The following is a 19,082-nucleotide window of genomic DNA, read 5'->3' as shown; positions in this document are numbered from 1 at the left end:
GGTCAGCCATGGGCGGCCTCGGCGGAAGGACGCGCCGGCGGGAAGCCCGGCGCTGCGGTCTCGATCCGGGGCTGGTCCGTGGCGTCGAGGATCGGGGGGAAGGCGGCGCCCGCCTCGATCGCCTCGGCATAGGCGGGCAGCCACCGGGCTTGGTCGAACGAGACCGCCGCGATGCTGCGCCCGGCCCGGCCGTAGACCGCGAGGAAGCGCCGGGACGCGCGCGTTCCCTGCACCACCGCGACGGCGTCGGCGCCCTCGGTGAGACCCACGGCCTTGATGTTGATCCCGAACTGGCTGGACCAATAGGCCGGAAGATGCACGTAGGCGCGCTGGTCGTCCGGGGCGGCCAGCATGTTGCGGGCGGCGTGGGCCGCCTGCTCGACGGCGTTGCCCCAATGCTCCACCGAGACCAGCCGGTCGCCGTAGAGCCGGATCGGCCAACGGGCTACGTCACCGGCCGCGTAGATGTCGGGGCAGGGCACTCCGTCCGTGTCCAGGACCCGGCAGGCCGCGTCGCAGGTGACGCCGCCGGGATCCGCCGTCAGGCCGGCGCCCCGGAGCCAGCCGGTGGCGCGGGTCGCGCCCAGAGCGGCGATCACGAGGTCGGCCTCCACGGTGCCGCCGTCCGCGAGGCGGGCCCGGGCGACCCGGCCGGCCGCGTCGCCCTCGAATCGCAGTACCTGGGCGCCGGGGCGGAACACCGCACCGGACTCGCGCAGGCGCGCGGCGATCACGCCGCCGACCCAGGTTCCGAGAGACCGGGCCAACGGGGCCGGGTTGGGATCGACCAGGGTCACCGGCAGGCCGAGGTCGCGCAGGCAGGAGGCCGCCTCGCAGCCGATCAGCCCGCCCCCGACGATGAGGACTCGGCGGGGCCCGGCCAGGAGGTCCGCCCGGAGGGATGCGGCGTCGTCAAGGCCGCGCAGGGTATGGATGCCGGCGAGCCCGCCGCCGGTCTCGGCCGGCCAGGGACGGGACTCGGCCCCGGTGGCGATCAGCAATTTTTGATAAGCCAGCTCCGTACCGTCCGCGAGGCGGAGCGTGCGGGCCTTCCGGTCGAGGGACACGGCCGCGTTCCCCAGCCGCCAGCGGGCGCGCAGGCGCGTGCGCTCCGGCAGCCGACTCGCCTCCGGTCTCAGCTCTCCGGCGAGCACGTGCTTCGACAGGGGCGGACGATCGTAGGGCCGATACGGCTCGGCTCCCACCAGGGTCAGCGGCCCGTCATAGGAGCCGTGCCGCAGGGCCTCGGCGGCGCGCAGGCCCGCCAGCGAGGCGCCGATCACCACGATACCGGCGGGCTCGGCGGTCACGGCAGATCTCCGTCATCCGGCCCGGCTTGCAGGCTGATGGCGCGAACCGGGCAGGCCTGGACGGCGCGCTCGATCGCGCCACGCCGCTCGGCCGGCGGGGCCGGATCGTAGAACAGGATCTCGTGGCCCCGGATCGCGAAGGCGTCCGGGGCCGCGTAGCAGCATTGGGCGTAGCCCTGGCAACGGTTGAGGTCGACCACGACCCGCAGCGCCGGATGATCGGTCGCCGGCTTCACGCCGACCTCGCCATCGGGACAGCCGTGCCGCTGTTGTGTGCCGGGCCGGTGCGGACCAGCGCGTCGATCGCCCCCAGGATGCCGGCCATGGCGTCCCGCGCCGCGAAGGCTTCCTGCAGGGCCATGGCCCGCTGCCGGAAGCCCGGCTCGCCGAGCACCCGCGCCACGGCGTCCCGCAGGGCTTCGACCCCCGGCGCGTTGGTGGCGAGGTTGAGGCCGACGCCCGACCAGCCGATCCGGGCGTTCACCTCCGCCTTGTCCTCGGTCAGGCCCGCCGAGACGATCGGCACGCCATTCGAGAGCGCCTGCGAGACGCTGCCGTAGCCGCCATTCGTGACGAGCACGCTCACCCGCGGCAGCAGCTCCCGGAACGGCAGGAACCGCGCGACCCGCGTGTTGGCCGGGATCGGCCCGCGCAGCGCCTCGACCGGGCGCCCGCCCGTGGTGGCGAGGACCAGAAGGTCGTCCCGGTCGGCGAGGGCGGCCAGGGTCGGCTCGACCAGCGCGCCGAAATCGGCGTTGGCGAGGGTGCCCTGGGTGACCAGCACCACGGGCTTGCCGTCGGCGTTGGACCGTTCCAGCTCCGGCCACCAGTCCGGCAGGGGCGCCGGCGGGGCCGGGGGCTGGAGTAGGCCGATGAAGCGGACGCCCGGCGGCAGCGTGCCGTAATCGTACTCGAAGCCCGGCACGGTCGGCTGGAGGAACAGGTCGGGCAGGACCACCACCGCGTGCGGCAGGGACGCCGGCAGCGGGGCCGCGCCCAGCCGCGCGAGCTGCGCGTCCGCGTAGGCCCGGACCGGATTGGCGAAGGCGGCATCCATGCCCGCCTTCAGGGCGGCGTAGCGGGCGAGTTCGGACGGGTCGCGGGCGGGCGGCAGGCCCAGGCCGATCGGAGCGTGGTCGGGCCGCTCGAGGAACAGGAAACTGATGTTGGCGGTGACGATCGGCGGGCGCGGCGCCCTGTCGAGGAGCAGCGGCAGCACGCCGAGGAACATGCTGCCGGCTACGATCACGTCCGGCGCATCCTCGGCGATCAGGGCCCGCAGGGCGGCCGTCTGGACCGGCATGGGATCGATGAAGCGCCGCTGGAATTCGCTCCGGAACCGCTCCGGGCCAGGGGGCAGCGTCGTCTCCAGGAAGCTGGCGGAATCGTTGTCCGCGTAGGGCGCGAAGCCCAGGCCTGCCGCCTCGACCTTCGCCCGGAAGGCCGGGTCGGTCAGCACCCGCACGGTGTCGCCCCGGGCGGCGGCGGCGCGGCCGATGGCGAGCAGCGGGTTCACGTGGCCGGTGAGCGGCGTGGCGGCAATCAGGATCTTCATCACGGCCTCCTCGGGCGACGCCGGCCATGCCCGCGCGCCCTGTCGATCTCGGCGTCCCGCGTGCGGACGCCGAAGGCGCGGCTCGGCCCGCTCCCTCTGTCAGGGAGAATCGTCGACGGACGGGCCGAGTTACCGGTACAGATCCGGGTTCGTGCGGCAACGCACAAATCCTGCCACCGTGAAATTTCGCGAAGACTGTCACTGCCTCCGGGCGGAGCTTGCGAAGGTCGTATTCACGCAATTGCCTGCGCCGGTTCAAGCCGCGCATCCGCCGACACTGTTCGCAGGCACGCCCTCGAAAGTAGTAGTGGCTATTGCGGGCTTAATAAGTAGATAGCCACCCTTGACCGCGCTCGTTTGCGCCAGTCATATCCTCAAATACTGATATAACAAAATATTGGTTAATACTCTAAGGTTCGTTATTCATTTCGATGGCGAGGCGACGGGGCTGATGCGAGCTGAGGGGAGCGGCAGATGAGGAAGAGCCTTTCACGTGTCGTCGCTGTGATGGCCCTGGCCATGGCGGCGCAGGCCTTGCCGGCGCGGGCGCAAACGATCGATCTCGCCCTCGGTGCGGGGTACCAATCTTTCGATTTCGGCGGTCAGGGCTCGGGGCTGCCGACGTTCTCCTTCAGCCTGGCCGGGCCGGGAACGTTCTCGATCGTGGATTCGTATCTCAGCGGTGATCAGTTCCGGATCAACGTGACATCATCCACGGGCGTGACGATCTTCTCAGGGCTCACATCCACGCCCGCGCTCGGGAGTTACGCGGGCTCGGCTTTAGACGCGTTGCAGAATCCCGCCTTCAGCTCGGCGCAGATCCACCTGAGCGCCGGCACCTACACGGCCGGCGGGTTTGCCGAGGCGAGCCCCTACGGAGCCGGCGGGGCGTTTGCCGGCCTGTTCGAATCCAGCGCCGCTGCCGGTGCCGGTGGCGCGTCCGGTGGCGCGCCCTCGCCCGAGATCAACGCGATCCTGGGTCTCGCGCTCGCCGGCGGCACCGTGACCTTCCTGCGTCGCAGGCGTCGCGAACAGTCCGGGCCGGCCGCCGCCTGAGAGCGCCGCCGTGGCCGACATCCTGGCCGGGCCGGGTATGGCCCTCGCGCGCCCGTCGAGCCCGCCGGTCCACGCCGCGCGCTGGAGCCTGCTGGTCTTTGCCTGCGGCACCTCCCTGTCGGCCGCCCTGCAGCGCCTGCTGCTCGAGCCCGATCCGGGCCTTCAGCGCCTCGTCGAACTCAAGTTCGGCGAGGTGTTCGCAGCGCTGGCGACGGCGGTCCTCCTGTTCACCGCCCGTGAGGTCCGCCCAGCGCTGACGCGGTCCGACCTCGGTATCCTGGTCGCCGGTGCGCTCACGTGGTTCCTGCCCGAGCCCCACGCGGTCTACGCCGGCATGACGCTCGTCGCGGCGTGGTTCCTCGTCCGGCGCTCGGAAGACCGTCTGCTCGCCGATATCGGTCAGATCTGGCTGGCGCTGTCGGTGTGCGAATTGTGGAGCAAGCTCGTCTTCAAGCTGTTCTACCACGCCATCGAGCCGTTCGAGGTGGCCGTGATGGCCTGGGTCGGGCGCCTCGCGTTTCCCGGCCTGCACGCCACCGGCGTCTATCTCAGCACCCGCCCGGACTGGTCGATCGTGATGCTGGAGGGCTGCTCGGCGTTCCACAACCTGTCGCTGGCGGCCCTGATCTGGCTGTGCGTGCTCAAGATCGCCGGGCGACCGATCGGCCGCGGGGCGCTGGGAGCCCTGGCGGCGAGCGCAATCCTGGTCGTCGCGATCAACATCGCCCGGATCCTGGCGATGCTGCCGTCGGCCGAGGCCTATCATCACTGGCACGACGGGGCCGGCTCGGTGACCGTGGCGCTGGTCTCGGTGGCGGCCTCGCTGCTGCCGATCATCATCCATGTCGAGAGGTCGCCGTGCCCGGTCGCGCGTCCCGTTTGACCAGAGCCGACCGCGCGGGCCTGGGCGCCCTGTGCCTGCTGCTCGCCCTGTCGGTCTCGATGCGGGTCCAGGCCTACGGGACCGGCGCGCCCACCCCGGAACCGGCCGCCGCCGTCGCGGCGGTCGATCTCGGCGCGGGCGTGGTCCTGACCCGGACCGAGGCCGTGCGCCGGGTGATCTGGACCGCCGCGTGCCCGCGCCCGGTGGTGGCCGACTTCGTCGAGCCCTCGCCCCATGGCACGGACACGTCCCTCGCCGCGCCGCGCGATCCGAACGACCGCGTCGTCTACGTCTACCGGGGCTGGACTCTCGACGGCCCCCGGGCCGCGATGGCGCTGGGCGTCCTGCATGTCGTGCACCGGGCCGGCGCCGTCCTGCGGATGCGTTCGGCCTCGGCGCGGACCGCGCTGGCCGTGAAGCTGGTCGTGCCGGCGGGATGCGACACCGCGCCGGACGAGGCCATGGCCGCATTGCGGCGGGTGCGGGACTAGCGCATCGTACTGGATGTCGGGACCGGTGCGATGCACGAACTCCTTGGTTCGCATCATCTTTTTTCTGGAAAGCCGGCCGCAACCCTTCCGGACGATGCCCTCGACCCGGGCTTCGGCGGAGACATGCGCCGCCCGGCATGTCCGCTCGCGCGGGCCTGTTCCGGGATCGCCTTCCCTGACGGTCCGGGTGTCCGGGAAAGGGTCGCGCATCATCCGCGAGGGGGACGCCCTAATCCGCGACGATCACCCGGTTCGGCAATTCGTCCGGATCGTGGGGGCCGGCCGGGAGGTGCTGCGCCAGGCAGGCACCGATGCGCTCCACCGCCACGGTCAAGCCGCCCTCGATCTCGCCGCGCGCCAGCGCCCCGCCGAGTTCGGCCAGGATGCCGTCCCAGGCTTGCGCCGGGATGCGCCCGAGCACGCCGAGATCCGTGACGATCTCGGCATGGCGCTCGGCCAGGGACAGGTAGAGCAGCACGCCGGTGCGGGACCGGGTCCGGCTCAGGCCCCGGGACCAGAACGCCCGCTGCCCGGCCTCCCGGGCCCGGGCGCTGCGCAGGCGGCGCGGCACCAGGGCGAGGCGCAGCCGCTCGATCTGGCTCAGGCCCAGGATCGCGGCGACCAGGGCCGCCTGCGCCAGCAGGATCGTGACCGCACTCCAGCCGGTCAGCGCGATCAGCGGCCAGGGCAGGATCAGCCCGGCGATCAGGGCGGCGAGCAGCACCACGGAGCGGTAGGCGCCAGCGCGCCGGCCGACCATCACGACGATCTCGCCGGACGTGCCGGCTTCGGCCCGGGACACCGCCTGGGCGAGGCGTTCGCGCGCCTCCGGGGGGAGAACGTCCGCGATCCTACCAGTCACCCGAGGCTCCCCCGCCGCCGGAGGAGCCGCCCCCGCCGGAAAATCCGCCGCCGAAGCCGCCGGACGAACCGCCGTCCGAGTAGCCGCCGCTCCATCCGCCCGAGCCCGGGCCGGGCAGGAACACGATGCCGCCGCCCCGCCCGGCCCGTCCGCCCCGGTTCATGCGCCAGGCCACGAACAGGACGATCAGGAACAGGGCGATGAAGATCGCGACCTGCCCGGGATCGACCTCGTCGCTGCGGACCTGCGGCTTGCGTTGCCACTCCTGCGCATCCCCCGACAGGATCCCCAGGATCCCGTCGACGCCGGCATCGATCCCGCCGTAATAGTCGCCGGTCTTGAAGCGCGGCGTGATCGCGCTGGCGATGATCACCCGGGACAGCGCGTCCGTCAGTGCGCCCTCGAGCCCGTACCCGACCTCGATCCGAACCTTGCGCTCGCTCGGCGCCACCAGCAGCAGGGCGCCGTTGTTGGTCTTGGCCTGCCCGAGCTTCCAGTCCCGGAACAGGCGGTTGGCGTAATCCTCGACGGTCGTGCCCTGCAGGTTGGGCACGGTCGCCACCACGACCTGGTCCGAGGTCTTGTCCTCGTGCGCCTTCAGCTTGGCCTCGAGCGTCCCGCGCTGGTCCGGCGTGAGGATGCCGGCCGCGTCGACCACGCGGCCGGTCAGCGGTGGGAAGGTCAGGTCGGCTGCCAGCGCGCCGACCGCGTAGACGGCCAGGCACCCGAACAGCACGACCAGCGCGAGGAGGAGCCGCACCACCGTGGTGAGGCTCAAGCCCATGAGCCGCATCGATCTATCCGCGCTGTCTCTAGAACTTCACGTTCGGCGGACGGTCGGAGTTGGGCGTGGCCGAGAACGTCTCCATCGGCTTGGACTCCGGATACATGATCGCGGCGATCCAGCGGCCCGGGATGGTGCGCAGCTCGGTGTTGTAGGCCTGGACCGCCCCAATATAGTCGCGCCGCGCCACGGCGATGCGGTTCTCGGTGCCTTCGAGCTGCGATTGCAGAGCCAGGAAGTTCTGGTTCGACTTCAGGTCGGGGTACTTTTCCACCGTAACCAGCAGGCGCCCGAGGGCCCCGGACAGCTGGTTCTGCGCGTCCTGGAATTCCTTGAACTTCTGCGGGTCGCTCACCGTCGAGGCGTCGACCTTCACGCTCGACGCCTTGGCGCGCGCCTCGGTCACGCCGATCAGCACGTCCTTCTCCTGCTGGGCGTAGCCCTTCACGGTCTCGACCAAGTTGGGGATCAGGTCGGCCCGGCGCTGGTACTGATTCTGCACCTCGCTCCAGGACGACTTCGCCTGCTCCTCCAGGGTCGGCACGCGGTTGATCGCGCCGCAGCCCGAGAGGCCGGTGGCAACCAGCAGGACCGTGAGCGCGCTCAGCAGGCGCGCCGCCGCGGAGGAGGGGCGCAGGGCGCCGGCATTCAGCATCGAAACCATTCCGGGGAACTCCCTTCCGGGCGAGGCCCGGTACACCGATCACAGTTCCGAGAGATAAGGCCGCGCCTTGTCAAGGTAAGGGCCGCGCCGGATTCGCGCTTGAGGGCAGGCGGTGCGACCCGGTAAGGGCCTCGGCAACGGCCGGGACCGGCACGCGTTCGAGACAGCATGGGCGAGACCGCACGGGGACCCGGGATGGATGCAGAACTCGCCGACCACGTCAGGGCCGCGGCGGCGGCGGCGAGGCGCCACGCGCTGGCCTTCCGTGCGCCTGTGGACAAGGACGCGCTGCCCTGGTCGGTGATCGAGGCCTTCGACGCCCGGGTCCGCGGCCATGTCGAGCGCGACCGGCGGATCGAGGAGGAGCGCGACCGGGTGCTGATCGCTGCCGTGAACCTCGCCGAGACCCCGGGCGAGGAGGGGGAGGACGCGGTCGCGGCCGCCCGCGCCGACCTCGTGGACGCCATCGACTACCTGGAGCAGGCTGTCCTGCGCTTCGGCGTGGTCAACCGGCAGGGCGCGAAGCTCGGTCACGGCGCGTACGGCCAGCCGGTCGGCGCGCGGGATTGGCGCGGCCCCCCGGGGGCCGCCAAGACGAGGCCGTAGGCATTCGCGAGACGCGTCCGACCGCGGCGACCGTGAGCCGCCTCGACCTCAAGACGCTGCGCCTGTTCGCGGCGATCTGCGAGGCCGGGACGCTCAACGGCGCGGCAAGGCGGGCGGCGATCGCCCCCTCGGCGGTGAGCAAGCGCCTGGCCGAGCTGGAGCGCGCGCTGGGCTGCGCCCTCCTCACCCGCGAGCCCCGGGGGATGCGCCCGACGCCGGCCGGCGAGACGCTGCTGCACCACACCCGCCGGATGCTGGCGAGCGCCGAGCAGATGGCGCTCGAACTGGCCGAGCACGCGCACGGCGTGCGCGGCTTCGTCCGGATGCTCGCCAACCTGTCGGCGATCGTGCAGTTCCTGCCCGAGGACCTCCAGGCCTTCCTGGCTGCGCAGGAGCAGATCCGCGTCGATCTGGCGGAGCGGCCGAGCGGCGGCGTGGTGCTGGGCGTCGAGGAGGGCGCGGCCGATCTCGGGATCTGCGCCGGCGGCACCGACACCCGTTCGCTCACCGCCTACCCGTATCGCGGCGACCGCCTGGTCCTGGTGATGCCGGCCGACCATCCGCTGAGCGGGCACGCCGCCGTCGCCCTCGCCGACACCCTCGACTACGACCATGTCGGCCTGCACGTGGAGAGCTCGATCTACGCCGCCCTGCGGGACGAGGCCCGGCGCCTCGGGCGGCCCCTGCGCCTGCGGATCCACGTTCCGAGCTTCGACGGGATCTGCCGGATGGCGCAGGCCGGGATGGGCCTCGGCACGATCCCCGAGGGGGTCTTCGCCCTGCTCGGGCCGCAGCTGAACCTCGCGGCGGTGCCGCTGACCGACCCCTGGGCGACGCGGACGCTCACCCTGGTGGTCCGCCCCGGCGCCCTGCCGCCCGCCGCCGCCCTGTTGCTGGATCACCTGCGCACGGCCGGGGGATAGGAGGGGCTTCCGTTCGCGTGCGGAGAACGCAGGCTCGCGCATGGCGTTTGGACATCGCCCGGAAGCCGGTCGTATCCTCCGGGCAAAGACAGGGAGAGAACGACGGTGTCAGGTCCGCTCAGCGGGATCCGTGTGCTGGAACTCGGCCAGCTCATCGCCGCGCCCTTCGCCACCAAGCTCCTCGCCGAGTTCGGTGCCGAGGTGATCAAGGTGGAGGCGCCCGACGGCGGTGACCCCCTGCGCACCTGGCGCAAGATGCACGGCGACACCTCGCTGTGGTGGTATCTCCAGTCGCGCAACAAGAAGTCGATCGCGGTCAACCTGAAGACCCCGGAGGGGCTCGACATCGTCAAGCGACTCGCTGCCAGCGCCGACGTGGTGGTCGAGAACTTCCGGCCCGGCGGCCTGGAGAAGCTGGGGCTGGGTTGGGACGTGCTCTCGGCCCTCAACCCGTCGCTCACGATGGTGCGCATCTCCGGCTATGGCCAGACCGGGCCGTACCGTGACCGGCCGGGCTTCGGCGCCATCGGCGAGGCCATGGGCGGGCTGCGCTACACCACCGGTTCCCCGGACAGCCCGCCGGCCCGGGTCGGCGTCAGCATCGGCGACACCCTGGCCTCGCTCCACGGCGTGATCGGCGCGCTGATGTCGATCCTGAACGTCAAGGTCAACGGCGGCGCCGGGCAGGTGGTGGACGTCTCGCTGGTCGAGAGCGTGTTCAACGTCATGGAGAGCTTGGTCCCCGAATACGACCTGCTCGGCGAGATCCGCACCCGCACCGGCGGCGCGCTGCCCGGCATCACCCCGTCCAACACCTACCCGACCCAGGATGGCGGCTACGTCGTGATCGCCGGCAACAGCGACCCGATCTTCCGCCGACTGATGCAGGCCATCGGGCGCCCCGACCTCGCCGAGGACCCGCGGATGCGCTCCAACGAGGGCCGCTCGCAGCACGCCGCGATGCTCGACGGCGTGATCGGAGACTGGTCGAAGGCAAGGAGCGTCGCGGACGCGCTGGCCGCCCTGGACGCCGCGGACGTGCCGGCGGGGCGGATCTACTCGGTGGCCGACATCGTCGCCGACCCGCACTACCAGGCCCGCGACATGATCCTTCAGGCCGAGCTGCCCGGCGGCACCCAGGTGAAGATGCCCGGCATCGTGCCGAAGCTGTCCGGCACCCCCGGGGCGGTGCGCTGGCCGGGGCCGGCGCTCGGCGCCCACACCGACGCGGTCCTGGCCGATCTCGGCCTGGACGCGGTCGCGATCCAGACGCTGCGCGATGCGGGAGCCGTGAAATGAGCGAGGCCACGATGCTGGTCCAGGAGGTCGCGCCCCGCGACGGCCTGCAGATCGAGGCGGCCTGGGTCGAGACCGCCGACAAGATCGCCCTGGTGGACGCGCTCTCGGATGCGGGCTTCTCCCGCATCGAGGTCTCGTCCTTCGTTTCTCCCAGGGCGGTACCGGCCCTGCGCGACGCCGCCGAGGTCTTCGCCGGGATCCGCCGCCGGCCCGGCACGGTCTACGTGGCGCTCGTCCCGAACCCGAAGGGCGCCGAGCGGGCGCTGGCCGCCGGGGTCGGCGAGATCAACCTCGTCGCCTCCGTGAGCGAGACCCACAACCGCGCCAACATGGGCATGAGCCCGGACGACTCGATCGCGGGCTTCTCCCGCATCATGGCGACCGTGACGGGCTCGGCCGTCCTGACCAATGCGACGGTCGCCACGGCCTTCGGCTGCCCGTTCGAGGGCGACCAGCCGGCCGACGCGGTCGTCGCGCAGGTGGAGCGCTATCGTGCGCTCGGCATCACCGGCGTGACGCTCGCCGACACCACCGGCATGGCCAACCCGCGCCAGGTCGAGCGCCTCGTCGCCCGCGTCCTGCAGATCGTCCCGGCCGAGCATCTGACGCTGCATTTCCACAACACCCGCGGGGTCGGCCTCGCCAACGTGCTGGCGGCCTGGCAGGCGGGCGCGCGCCGCTTCGATGCGGCGCTCGGCGGCCTGGGCGGCTGCCCGTTCGCCCCGGGCGCCACCGGCAACATCTGCACCGAGGATCTGGTCAGCATGGCCCACGAGATGGGGATCCCGACCGGCCTCGACCTGCCGGCCCTGATCGCCCTGTCCCGGGACCTGCCCCGGCTGGTCGGCCACCCGGTGCCCGGTCAGGTCGCCCAGGCGGGCCGGCCCTGCGACCTGCACCCGGTCCCACGGGCCGCCTGACACCGACGATCACAGCGCGAAAAAGCCGCTCACCGAAGGCGGCCCCGCGCATCCGGCTCGTCCGCGACGGGGCGGCCGGACTTCTCCAGGGAGGAACACGATGGCCATCGCGGTGACCGGCGCCCCCGCGCGCCCAGAGGATGTGACCGAGGCCGGCATCGTCCGGAAGGTGGCGTGGCGGCTGATGCCGCTGATCATGGTCTGCTACCTGTTCGCGTTCTTCGACCGGATCAACATCAGCTTCGCCAAGTTCCAGCTGCAGAGCGACCTCGGCTTCAGCAACGTCGCCTACGGGCTCGGCGCCAGCATGTTCGTCGTCGGCTACGTCATCTTCGAGGTGCCGTCGAACCTGTTCCTGTACCGGGTCGGCGCGCGCCGCTGGATCGCCCGGATCATGATCTCCTGGGGGATCGCCACCGCGCTGATGATCTTCATCCGCACGGAATGGCACTTCTACACACTGCGCTTCATCATCGGCGCCATGGAGGCCGGCTTCGCGCCCGGCATCCTGTACTATCTGACCCTGTGGTTCCCGGCCTCGCATCGCGGGCGGATCACCTCGTTCCTGTTCGTGGCCTCGGCGTTCTCGGGCATCCTCGGGGCCCCGGTGGCCGGCCTGATCCTCGGGGGCCTCAACGGCGTCGCCGGGCTCGCCGGCTGGCAATGGCTGTTCCTGGCCGGCGGCCTGCCCTGCCTCGTGCTCGGCGCCCTGGTGCTGATGCGCCTCGACGACCGGATCTCCGATGCGCGCTGGCTGTCGCAGCCGGAGAAGGACCTGCTGTCCGCCCGGATCGCCCACCACAACCGCGAGATCGGCGACCATTCGCTGCTCGGCGCCCTCCGCCAGCCCGGCTTCCTGATGATCGGGCTGGTCTACTTCCTCCTCCAGATCGGCTCATACGGACTGAATTTCTGGGGGCCGGACCTGATCAAGACCGCCAGCGGCAGCAGCGCCGCCTATGTCGGCCTCCTCACGGCGGTCCCGTACATCTGCGGCGCGATCAGCATGGTGGTGGTCGGGCGCCTGTCAGACGCCTCGGGCGAGCGGCCGAAATTCGTCGCCGCGCTGGCGATCGCCGCGGCCATCGGGTTCTTCACCGCCGGCCTGTTCGACCGGCAGATCGTGCCGCTGATGATCGCGCTGGCGCTGCTCGGATCCGGCATCGTCGCCTCGATCCCGACCTTCTGGACCCTGCCGGCCAAGCTCGTCACCGGCGTCGGCGCGGCCGGCGGCATCGCGCTGATCAACACGCTCGGCCAGTTCGGCGGCATCGTCAGCCCGGTGATGGTCGGCTGGGTCAAGGACCTGACCGGATCGACCACGCCGGCCCTCTACGTCATCGGGTCGCTCTGCCTGGTGGCGGCCGGCCTCCTGCTGTTCGCCATGCCGGCGAGCCTGCGCCGGAGCGACCGCGGCCCCTGAACGGCTTGCCGAGCCGCTACTCCGGGCTCAGCCCGACGGCGTAGCGGAAATCGCTGGGCGTCAGGCCGAAGCGGTTCTTGAAGCGGCGCGTGAAGTAGACCCGGCTGGTGAAGCCGCAGCCGGCGGCCAGGGTCGCGATCGTCAGGTTGGTGAAGGCCGGGTCGGTCAGGCGGTCGGCCGCGACCTCGAGCCGGCGTTGCCAGATCCAGTCGGAAACGTGCTGGCCGCGCTCGTGGAACAGTTCCTCGAGCCGGCGCAGCGACACGCCGACCGCGGCCGCCAGCTGCGGCGGGTCGAGGGTCGGATCGCCGAGGTTCGCCTCGACATGCGCCTTGGCCCGCTGGACCAGCACGTTGCCGCTCAGCGGCTGCGGCAGGTCCAGCGCCATCCGCTCGGCGATGCTCGCGACGATCAGGTCCACGCCGATCGACCCCATGCGGGCGGCCGCGATCGGGTCGAGCTGGTGATGCATGCGGCTCAACTCCACGAAGTAGCCCGTCGCCAGGTTCGCGGTGGCCAGGTCCGCGCCCACGGTCCGGGCCGCGTAGCGGTGTGCCGGCCCGAGCACGTCCTCCAGCCTTTCGCGCGGCATCTTCAGGTACAAGGATTGATTGCCCGGGCTCGTCGTCATCACCGTCGGCTGATGCTCGATCACCACCAGGTCGCCCGGCCGCTGCGTCGAGACCCGATCCCGCTGCTCGACCGTCATGGTGCCGGCGAGCGTGAGGCCCACGCTGATGCAGCCCGCGTCACCCAGGCGGCGGATCTTGCCGGGTGTCGCCTCGCTGCGCAGTGGACCCTCCGAGACCCGGGTCAAGGTGAGCGGGCCCAGCGTGGCGATCTCCAGCCGGGCCTCGAAGGGCGCGGCGTCGAGCTGCTGCTGTTCAAGGGGTAGGCGCTGCTCTTCCAGGGTCTCCAGCCAGCGTTTGAAACGCGCATCGATAGGAATATTATCGGTCGAAAACAATAATTTCATAGGTAAAATTCCGTTCTCGACGATGACACACGCTGAACAACGGCGCCACGGATCTCCGAAGTATTTGAGCCGAGCCTTGATCTATGACCGAAATTTATCCTGCTAGATTTAATACTTGTCGGACTTATGAGGCTACGAGGAAGGTGTTGCGGCAATGTATACAAAAAATTTCATTGCGTATGCAAGCACGGCGCAGCATGGCCGATGCGGATTCACGTCGCGCGGGCGGGACAATCCCTGACCCGTCTCACGCTGCTTGGAACAGAAGCAGGACGGCGTGTCGCGACGGCGATGCGATCGCGCGCGAGCCTTGCCTTCGTTGCGATGGACCGGTGGGCCGCTACAGGGTGCCGATAAGGGCCGCGATCCGGTATTCCCGCGGCGACAGGCCGTGGCATTCCTTGAACCGGCGGGCGAAATGGGCCTGGTTGGCGAAGCCGCAGCCGAAGGCCACGGCGCCGATCTGCAGGTGGGCGCAGCTCGGGTCGGCCAGGCGCTTGGCGGCCGCCGCGAGACGACGCTGCCAGATCCAGTCGGAGATCTGCTGGCCGCGCTCGTGGAACAGCTCCTGCAGCCGGCGCAGCGACACGCCCACCGCCGCCGCGAGCTGGGGCGGGTCGAGGGTGGGGTCGCCGAGGTTGGCCTCGACGAACGCTTTGGCGCGCTGGACCACGACGGTCCCGTGCAGCGGCTGCGGCACCTCCTTGGCCATCCGCTCGGCGATGCAGGCCACGATCAGGTTCAGTCCGATCGTCGACATCCGCTCGGCCGAGTCCGGATCGAGCCGGTGGCGTATCTGGATCAGCTCGCGGAAGAACGTCGACGCCAAGCTGGTCGTGGCCAGTTCCGCCCCCATGGACAGCGCGGTGTAGAGCCGGGTCGGCCCGAGCACGCTCTCGAGGCGTTCGCGCGGCAATTCCAGGAACACGGCTTGGCTGCCCGGGCTCGTCGTCACCACGGACGGCCGATGATCGAGCACCACGATGTCGCCGGGCTTCTGGACCGAGTCCCGGCCGTCCTGAAGGCAGGTCGACGTGCCGGAGAGCTTGAACAGCACGACGGCCATGCCGGCCCGCTCGTGCTGGCGCGCGGCGTTGGGGGTCGTCTCGTTGCGCAGCGCGCCCTGCGTGACCCGCGTCATTCGCAGGGTGCCGACGTTGGCGAACTCCATCTTGCCGGCGAACGGGCTGTCGTCGAGGCGCGCGATCTCGATCGGCACCAGCCGCTCGAACAGCGTCTCCCGCCAGATCTTGAAGCGGTCCTTCGCGTGGAGGTTGTCGGTCGTGAATACGGGCTGCACGGGTGCTGTCCCCTGGCGATGCCGGGCGATGCGGTGGTCTACGGGGTGCCCACGAAGGCCGCGTGGCGATACTCCCGGGGAGCCATGCCGTAGCGTTCCTTGAAGCGGCGGGAGAAGTGGGCCTGGTTGGCGAAGCCGCAGCCGAAGGCCAGGGATCCGATCGGCATTTGGGCGCAGCCCGGGTCTGCGAGGCGCTTGGCCGACGCCTCCAGGCGGCGCTGCCAGATCCAGTCGGAAATGTGCTGGCCGCGCGCGTGGAACAGTTCCTGGAGCCGGCGCAGCGACACGCCCACCGCCGCCGCGAGCTGGGGCGGGTCGAGGGTCGAGTCGCCGAGATGGGCCTCGACATGGGCCTTGGCGCGCTGGACCACGACGGTGCCGTGCAGGGGCTGGGACACGTCGAGCGTCAGGCGCTCGGCGATGCTGGCGACGATCAGGTCCACGCCGACCGACGCCATCCGGGTGGCCGAGTCAGGGTCGAGCCGGTCGCGCAACCGGACAAGCTCTTGGAAGAACGTGACCGTCAGCCCCGTCGAGACGACGTCGGCGCCCATCGTCAGGGATGTGTAGCGCCGGGTGGACCCGAGCACGCTCTCCAGGCGCTCCCGGGGCAGCTCCAGGAACAGGGACTGGCTGTCCGTGCTCGACTCGTGCGCGGCCGGACGATGATCGATCACCACGACCTCGCCGGGGCGCTGCACCGAACTGCGGCCATCCTGGCTGCGCTTCGACGTGCCGGCGACCTTGAAGATCACCACGACGGTGCCGTCCTTGCCGTTGCGCCGGATCAGCCCGCGCGTCGCCTCGCTGCGCATGGCGCCGTGCGTGACGCGGGTCAGCACCAGCGGGCCGACGCTCGCGGCTTCAAGCTTGGCCCGGAAGGGACGGTCGTCGAGGCGCGTCTGCTCGAGGGGGACACCCCGGCTGAAAATCGCCTCCCGCCAGCGCCGAAAGCTGTGCAGGGGGTTAAGACCCTCGGTCGAAAACAATGCTTCCATAAGTAAATTTTTCGATCGACCGGCATTTCGCGCGGCCGGAACAAGGGATCCGCGTCGCCAGACAAGCGCCGTCCGATACATATTGTATATTATTTTCAGCCTCAAGGGATGCATTTGAGCAACCTGAGGTGAAATTGGCAACTCACCGCCGGTGGGGGCCTTCGCGGATGTCGATCACTGGGGCGGACCTTCGGGCCGTCGTTCGACAGAGGCGGGGTTTTGATAACGCGAGATTGAACAGCAGATCCTGACATGATCAACGAACCCGAAGCCCGCTCTTCCTTCCTGCTCGAGAAAGTCGGCGCGATCGTCGCCGCTTACGTGTCGCGAAACCCTGTGGGGGCAGGGGATCTGCCGGTGCTGATCGATCAGGTCCATGCCGCGATCTCGGTGCTCCAGCGCAATCCCGCCGGCTCCGCCCGGTCCTGGACCGGCCCGGCCGCCGCGGAGGTCGAGGCCTCGATCGGCGAGAACGGCCTGATCAGCTTCATCGACGGCCGGTCGTACAAGACGCTGAAGCGCCACCTCACCGCCAACGGTCTCACCCCGGAGCGCTACCGCGCCAAGTTCGGCCTGCCGGCCAACTACCCGATGGTGGCTCCCGGCTACGCCAAGCGGCGTTCGGAGATCGCCCGGGCGATCCAGCTCGGTAACCAGGCGGCCTGAACGATGGCCTGCGCCATGACCCATCCGGTTCACGGGCTGCCCGAGGCGGATCGCTCCGTGGAGATCCTCGAGCGGATCGCCGGAACGCTCCGCATGCCGGTCGCCGCCTTCCTGCCGGACGAGCCCGAGCCGCGCGAGGCCGTGGCTCAGGCGGCGGATCTCGTGACGGCCTTCATGGCGATCGAGACCGTCGCCGCGCGCCGCACCTGCCTCGCCTTCGTGCGTGCCATGGCGCGCCCTTGAGGCCTCGGGAAACCGGGGCCGGAACGGACAGGGCCGTTTCCGCGGGGTGCGGAAACGGCCCTGTCCGTCGTCATGCTTGTCCGTGGATTGCGGGGCTCGGCCCCGCCGATACCCGCGGCGTCAGAACACGTGGCGCAGCAGGAAGAACAAGGTCGCGGCCAGCGTGATGGCGGCCGGCAGGGTCAGGATCCAGGCGAGGGCCACGTTGCGCACCGTGGCCATCTGCAGGCCCGAGCCGTTGGCGGCCATCGTCCCGGCGACGCCCGAGGACAGGATGTGCGTGGTCGAGACCGGAAGGCCGTAGAGTTCGGCAAGCCCGATCGTCCCCGCGGCGACCATCTCGGCCGACGCGCCCTGGGCGTAGGTGAGGTGGGTCTTGCCGATCTTCTCGCCCACCGTGACGACGATGCGCTTCCAGCCGACCATGGTGCCGAGGCCGAGCGCCAGGGCGACGCAGACCTTCACCCAGCCCGGGATGTAGCGGGTGCCGTTGTTGAGCAGCCCGGTGTAGCTCTTCAGGGTCGACTTCTCGGCCTCGGACAGATCAGCCCCGGCGTTGGGCAGCAGCCGCACCGCGTCGGCGGTGAGGTACATGGCGTTGCGCAGGTTCTCGGTCTGGGCGGCCGGGACGGTGCGGATCGCGCCGTAATTCTTCACGCTGGCGGCGATGTCGGTCGCGAGGGCGGAGAGCGCGGCGTAGACCGGCGGCCGGTTCAGGTCCTTGGACTTGAGGGCGTCCGTCACCGTCCGGCGCGCCTGCGCCGTCTCCGGCTGGGGAGCGCCGGGGGCCCGGGCGGAGAACACTTGGCTCGCCGCCGCCGAGGTCTGGATGAAGGCCGGGGTCGTGTCGTCCGACATGGTGCGGTTCAGCGCGTAGGCGGTGGGCGCCGCGCCGATTAGGATCAGCATGATCAGGCCCATGCCCTTCTGGCCGTCGTTGCCGCCGTGGAAGAACGACACCAGCGTGCAGGTCAGGATCAGGAGGCTGCGGATCCACAGCGGCGGCGGCGCCTCGCCCTTGGGGGCCTCGTAGAGGTCCTTGCGGCGCACCGCGAATTTCAGGGCCAGCAGCAGCAGCGCCGCGAGGGCGAAGCCGCACAGGGGCGAGAACAGCAGCGCCTTGAACACATTGAACGCCTGGTTCCAGTCGACGCCGGCGGTGCCGTCGCCGCCGCCCATCAGCTGGTTGGCGAGGCCGACGCCCAGCACCGAGCCGATCAGCGCATGCGACGAGGAGTTCGGCAGGCCGAAGGCCCAGGTCCCGAGGTTCCAGATGATGGCGGCGAGCAGCAGCGCGAAGATCATCGCGTAGCCGGCTCCCGAGCCGACATGCAGGATCAGCTCCACCGGCAGCAGGGTGACGATGGCGTAAGCCACCGCGCCCGAGGACAGCATCACCCCCAGGAAGTTGAAGAAGCCCGACCAGACCACCGCCACCAGCGGCGGCATCGAGTGGGTGTAGATGACGGTGGCCACCGCGTTGGCGGTGTCGTGGAACCCGTTCACGAACTCGAAGGCGAGGGCGATCAGCAGCGCGAGCCCGAGCAGCGCGAAGGCCCCGTAGGCCAGCGGCGCCTCGCCGACGGCGTTCATGTCGGCGATGAGGCTCACCACCGCGTAGCCGAGCCCGGCCACCAGAACCGCCAGGAAGGCGACGACGCCCCCCAGATGGATCCCGTGCTCGAGGCGCGGACCGCCCGCGGGCCTGTTCCCCACCCCGTGTTGCGGAATGACGGCGGAATCGGACATGGGCCCTCGCGTTGAATCGTCTTCGGAAGCGAGGCGGGATTAAGATTGTGGGATGACGTTTCAGTGACATTTTACCGAAGGTATTCAGCGAAGCATTATATTCGTGCGCCTACCGCCGACGATCCAAAAATATCAATCTGCACGAAGTCTATTCCGCCCACTTCGAGGTCTGGGCCGGGGTGTTTACTGATACGACCGCGCCCGGTTCCGGTACCGGACATCCGTCCGGCGATGGCCCGCACCGATCGACGGGGAGGCGTCCGGCCTGGAGTGCAGCGTGACGCGTTTGCGGAGCCGCGGTCGCGGCGCTGGAAGCAAAGCGCTAGATGAAGATGACCCTGGATTTGCGCCGGCTAAGATGTCTGGCTGTTGCT

General features: G+C 70.4%; 20 protein-coding genes. 10 read left to right on the top strand and 10 right to left on the bottom strand.

The window, feature by feature from the left end:
- Nucleotides 1-2: 2 nt before the first annotated feature.
- Genes AC0IY0_RS04995 through AC0IY0_RS04985 form a run of 3 tightly spaced genes read right to left on the bottom strand, consistent with a single transcriptional unit; the run spans nt 3 to nt 2,865 of the window.
- A complete protein-coding gene (locus tag AC0IY0_RS04995; RefSeq protein WP_471763205.1) occupies nt 3-1,310 on the bottom strand; it encodes an NAD(P)/FAD-dependent oxidoreductase in 1,308 nt (435 codons plus the stop codon).
- A complete protein-coding gene (locus AC0IY0_RS04990; protein WP_147857393.1) occupies nt 1,307-1,519 on the bottom strand; it encodes a ferredoxin in 213 nt (70 codons plus the stop codon). Before AC0IY0_RS04990 ends, AC0IY0_RS04995 begins: the two co-directional genes overlap by 4 nt.
- A 23-nt stretch (nt 1,520-1,542) precedes the next feature.
- Nucleotides 1,543-2,865, bottom strand: a complete 1,323-nt coding sequence (locus AC0IY0_RS04985) for a nucleotide disphospho-sugar-binding domain-containing protein (RefSeq protein ID WP_471763204.1) — start codon at nt 2,863-2,865, stop codon at nt 1,543-1,545.
- Between the two features lie 507 nt (nt 2,866-3,372).
- On the opposite strand from AC0IY0_RS04985, the gene AC0IY0_RS04980 reads away from it, so the two are divergent.
- From AC0IY0_RS04980 to AC0IY0_RS04970, 3 genes are read left to right on the top strand one after another with little or no spacing between them, the layout of a single operon-like run.
- Nucleotides 3,373-3,921, top strand: a complete 549-nt coding sequence (locus tag AC0IY0_RS04980; protein ID WP_471763203.1) for a hypothetical protein — start codon at nt 3,373-3,375, stop codon at nt 3,919-3,921.
- Between the two features lie 10 nt (nt 3,922-3,931).
- Nucleotides 3,932-4,804: a hypothetical protein gene (locus AC0IY0_RS04975; RefSeq protein WP_419829010.1), complete on the top strand. Its 873-nt coding sequence runs from the start codon at nt 3,932-3,934 to the stop codon at nt 4,802-4,804.
- Nucleotides 4,801-5,295, top strand: coding sequence for a hypothetical protein (locus AC0IY0_RS04970; RefSeq protein ID WP_471763202.1), 495 nt, complete (start codon nt 4,801-4,803; stop codon nt 5,293-5,295). The genes AC0IY0_RS04975 and AC0IY0_RS04970 overlap by 4 nt, the downstream gene beginning before the upstream one ends.
- 229 nt (nt 5,296-5,524) lie before the next feature.
- Here AC0IY0_RS04970 and AC0IY0_RS04965 read toward each other — a convergent pair whose 3' ends face one another.
- Genes AC0IY0_RS04965 through AC0IY0_RS04955 form a run of 3 tightly spaced genes read right to left on the bottom strand, consistent with a single transcriptional unit; the run spans nt 5,525 to nt 7,605 of the window.
- Complete coding sequence (locus AC0IY0_RS04965) at nt 5,525-6,157, bottom strand: TPM domain-containing protein (RefSeq protein ID WP_471763201.1); 633 nt, start codon at nt 6,155-6,157, stop codon at nt 5,525-5,527.
- Nucleotides 6,147-6,950 carry a TPM domain-containing protein gene (locus tag AC0IY0_RS04960; RefSeq protein ID WP_147853988.1) on the bottom strand — a complete coding sequence of 268 codons (804 nt, stop codon included), beginning with the start codon at nt 6,948-6,950 and terminating at the stop codon, nt 6,147-6,149. The genes AC0IY0_RS04965 and AC0IY0_RS04960 overlap by 11 nt, the downstream gene beginning before the upstream one ends.
- Before the next feature lie 19 nt (nt 6,951-6,969).
- The gene (locus tag AC0IY0_RS04955) at nt 6,970-7,605 is read right to left on the bottom strand and encodes a LemA family protein (RefSeq protein ID WP_147853989.1); all 636 of its coding nucleotides are present in this window, start codon (nt 7,603-7,605) and stop codon (nt 6,970-6,972) included.
- Between the two features lie 195 nt (nt 7,606-7,800).
- Between AC0IY0_RS04955 and AC0IY0_RS04950 the strand changes: the two genes are divergently transcribed.
- The 5 genes from AC0IY0_RS04950 to AC0IY0_RS04930 all read left to right on the top strand — a co-directional run bounded on the left by AC0IY0_RS04950 (nt 7,801) and on the right by AC0IY0_RS04930 (nt 12,776).
- Complete coding sequence (locus AC0IY0_RS04950; protein WP_461232429.1) at nt 7,801-8,211, top strand: hypothetical protein; 411 nt, start codon at nt 7,801-7,803, stop codon at nt 8,209-8,211.
- Nucleotides 8,212-8,243: 32 nt separating this feature from the next.
- Nucleotides 8,244-9,134 (top strand): LysR family transcriptional regulator, encoded by an 891-nt coding sequence (locus tag AC0IY0_RS04945; protein ID WP_246692154.1) that lies wholly within the window; start codon nt 8,244-8,246, stop codon nt 9,132-9,134.
- A gap of 105 nt (nt 9,135-9,239) precedes the next feature.
- Nucleotides 9,240-10,433, top strand: coding sequence for a CaiB/BaiF CoA transferase family protein (locus AC0IY0_RS04940; protein ID WP_461230588.1), 1,194 nt, complete (start codon nt 9,240-9,242; stop codon nt 10,431-10,433).
- Nucleotides 10,430-11,353 (top strand): hydroxymethylglutaryl-CoA lyase, encoded by a 924-nt coding sequence (locus AC0IY0_RS04935; protein ID WP_147909673.1) that lies wholly within the window; start codon nt 10,430-10,432, stop codon nt 11,351-11,353. The genes AC0IY0_RS04940 and AC0IY0_RS04935 overlap by 4 nt, the downstream gene beginning before the upstream one ends.
- A 100-nt stretch (nt 11,354-11,453) precedes the next feature.
- Nucleotides 11,454-12,776, top strand: coding sequence for an MFS transporter (locus tag AC0IY0_RS04930; RefSeq protein WP_147909674.1), 1,323 nt, complete (start codon nt 11,454-11,456; stop codon nt 12,774-12,776).
- Nucleotides 12,777-12,792: 16 nt separating this feature from the next.
- On the opposite strand, the gene AC0IY0_RS04925 is transcribed toward AC0IY0_RS04930, so the two are convergent.
- The 3 genes from AC0IY0_RS04925 to AC0IY0_RS04915 form a co-directional block, all read right to left on the bottom strand.
- Nucleotides 12,793-13,752: a helix-turn-helix domain-containing protein gene (locus AC0IY0_RS04925; RefSeq protein WP_471763200.1), complete on the bottom strand. Its 960-nt coding sequence runs from the start codon at nt 13,750-13,752 to the stop codon at nt 12,793-12,795.
- A gap of 340 nt (nt 13,753-14,092) precedes the next feature.
- Nucleotides 14,093-15,052, bottom strand: coding sequence for a helix-turn-helix domain-containing protein (locus AC0IY0_RS04920; protein ID WP_471763199.1), 960 nt, complete (start codon nt 15,050-15,052; stop codon nt 14,093-14,095).
- A gap of 38 nt (nt 15,053-15,090) precedes the next feature.
- Nucleotides 15,091-16,050, bottom strand: coding sequence for a helix-turn-helix domain-containing protein (locus AC0IY0_RS04915; protein WP_471763198.1), 960 nt, complete (start codon nt 16,048-16,050; stop codon nt 15,091-15,093).
- 252 nt (nt 16,051-16,302) lie between these two features.
- Here AC0IY0_RS04915 and AC0IY0_RS04910 point away from each other — a divergent pair, with 252 nt between their 5' ends.
- Both AC0IY0_RS04910 and AC0IY0_RS04905 read left to right on the top strand, forming a co-directional pair.
- Nucleotides 16,303-16,716, top strand: coding sequence for a Ros/MucR family transcriptional regulator (locus AC0IY0_RS04910; RefSeq protein ID WP_147909804.1), 414 nt, complete (start codon nt 16,303-16,305; stop codon nt 16,714-16,716).
- A 15-nt stretch (nt 16,717-16,731) separates the two neighbouring features.
- Nucleotides 16,732-16,959, top strand: a complete 228-nt coding sequence (locus AC0IY0_RS04905; RefSeq protein ID WP_246692155.1) for a hypothetical protein — start codon at nt 16,732-16,734, stop codon at nt 16,957-16,959.
- A gap of 120 nt (nt 16,960-17,079) precedes the next feature.
- Here the strand turns inward: AC0IY0_RS04905 and AC0IY0_RS04900 are convergent, their stop codons facing one another.
- A complete protein-coding gene (locus AC0IY0_RS04900) occupies nt 17,080-18,708 on the bottom strand; it encodes an inorganic phosphate transporter (protein WP_471763197.1) in 1,629 nt (542 codons plus the stop codon).
- Nucleotides 18,709-19,082 lie beyond the last annotated feature (374 nt).

It is taken from the genome of Methylobacterium sp. AC315, from assembly GCF_979253755.1.
Note: the sequence above shows the minus strand (reverse complement) of the source record. Positions and strands in the feature narration are given on the sequence as shown.

What these genes read in the sequence shown, in the direction of transcription:
- AC0IY0_RS04910 (WP_147909804.1), top strand. Translation starts at nt 16,303, where the DNA reads ATGATCAACGAACCCGAAGCCCGCTCTTCCTTCCTGCTCGAGAAAGTC.
- AC0IY0_RS04925 (WP_471763200.1), bottom strand. Translation starts at nt 13,752, where the DNA reads ATGAAATTATTGTTTTCGACCGATAATATTCCTATCGATGCGCGTTTC.
- AC0IY0_RS04930 (WP_147909674.1), top strand. Translation starts at nt 11,454, where the DNA reads ATGGCCATCGCGGTGACCGGCGCCCCCGCGCGCCCAGAGGATGTGACC.
- AC0IY0_RS04955 (WP_147853989.1), bottom strand. Translation starts at nt 7,605, where the DNA reads ATGGTTTCGATGCTGAATGCCGGCGCCCTGCGCCCCTCCTCCGCGGCG.
- AC0IY0_RS04935 (WP_147909673.1), top strand. Translation starts at nt 10,430, where the DNA reads ATGAGCGAGGCCACGATGCTGGTCCAGGAGGTCGCGCCCCGCGACGGC.
- AC0IY0_RS04900 (WP_471763197.1), bottom strand. Translation starts at nt 18,708, where the DNA reads ATGTCCGATTCCGCCGTCATTCCGCAACACGGGGTGGGGAACAGGCCC.
- AC0IY0_RS04950 (WP_461232429.1), top strand. Translation starts at nt 7,801, where the DNA reads ATGGATGCAGAACTCGCCGACCACGTCAGGGCCGCGGCGGCGGCGGCG.
- AC0IY0_RS04915 (WP_471763198.1), bottom strand. Translation starts at nt 16,050, where the DNA reads ATGGAAGCATTGTTTTCGACCGAGGGTCTTAACCCCCTGCACAGCTTT.
- AC0IY0_RS04905 (WP_246692155.1), top strand. Translation starts at nt 16,732, where the DNA reads ATGACCCATCCGGTTCACGGGCTGCCCGAGGCGGATCGCTCCGTGGAG.
- AC0IY0_RS04980 (WP_471763203.1), top strand. Translation starts at nt 3,373, where the DNA reads ATGGCCCTGGCCATGGCGGCGCAGGCCTTGCCGGCGCGGGCGCAAACG.
- AC0IY0_RS04985 (WP_471763204.1), bottom strand. Translation starts at nt 2,865, where the DNA reads ATGAAGATCCTGATTGCCGCCACGCCGCTCACCGGCCACGTGAACCCG.
- AC0IY0_RS04960 (WP_147853988.1), bottom strand. Translation starts at nt 6,950, where the DNA reads ATGCGGCTCATGGGCTTGAGCCTCACCACGGTGGTGCGGCTCCTCCTC.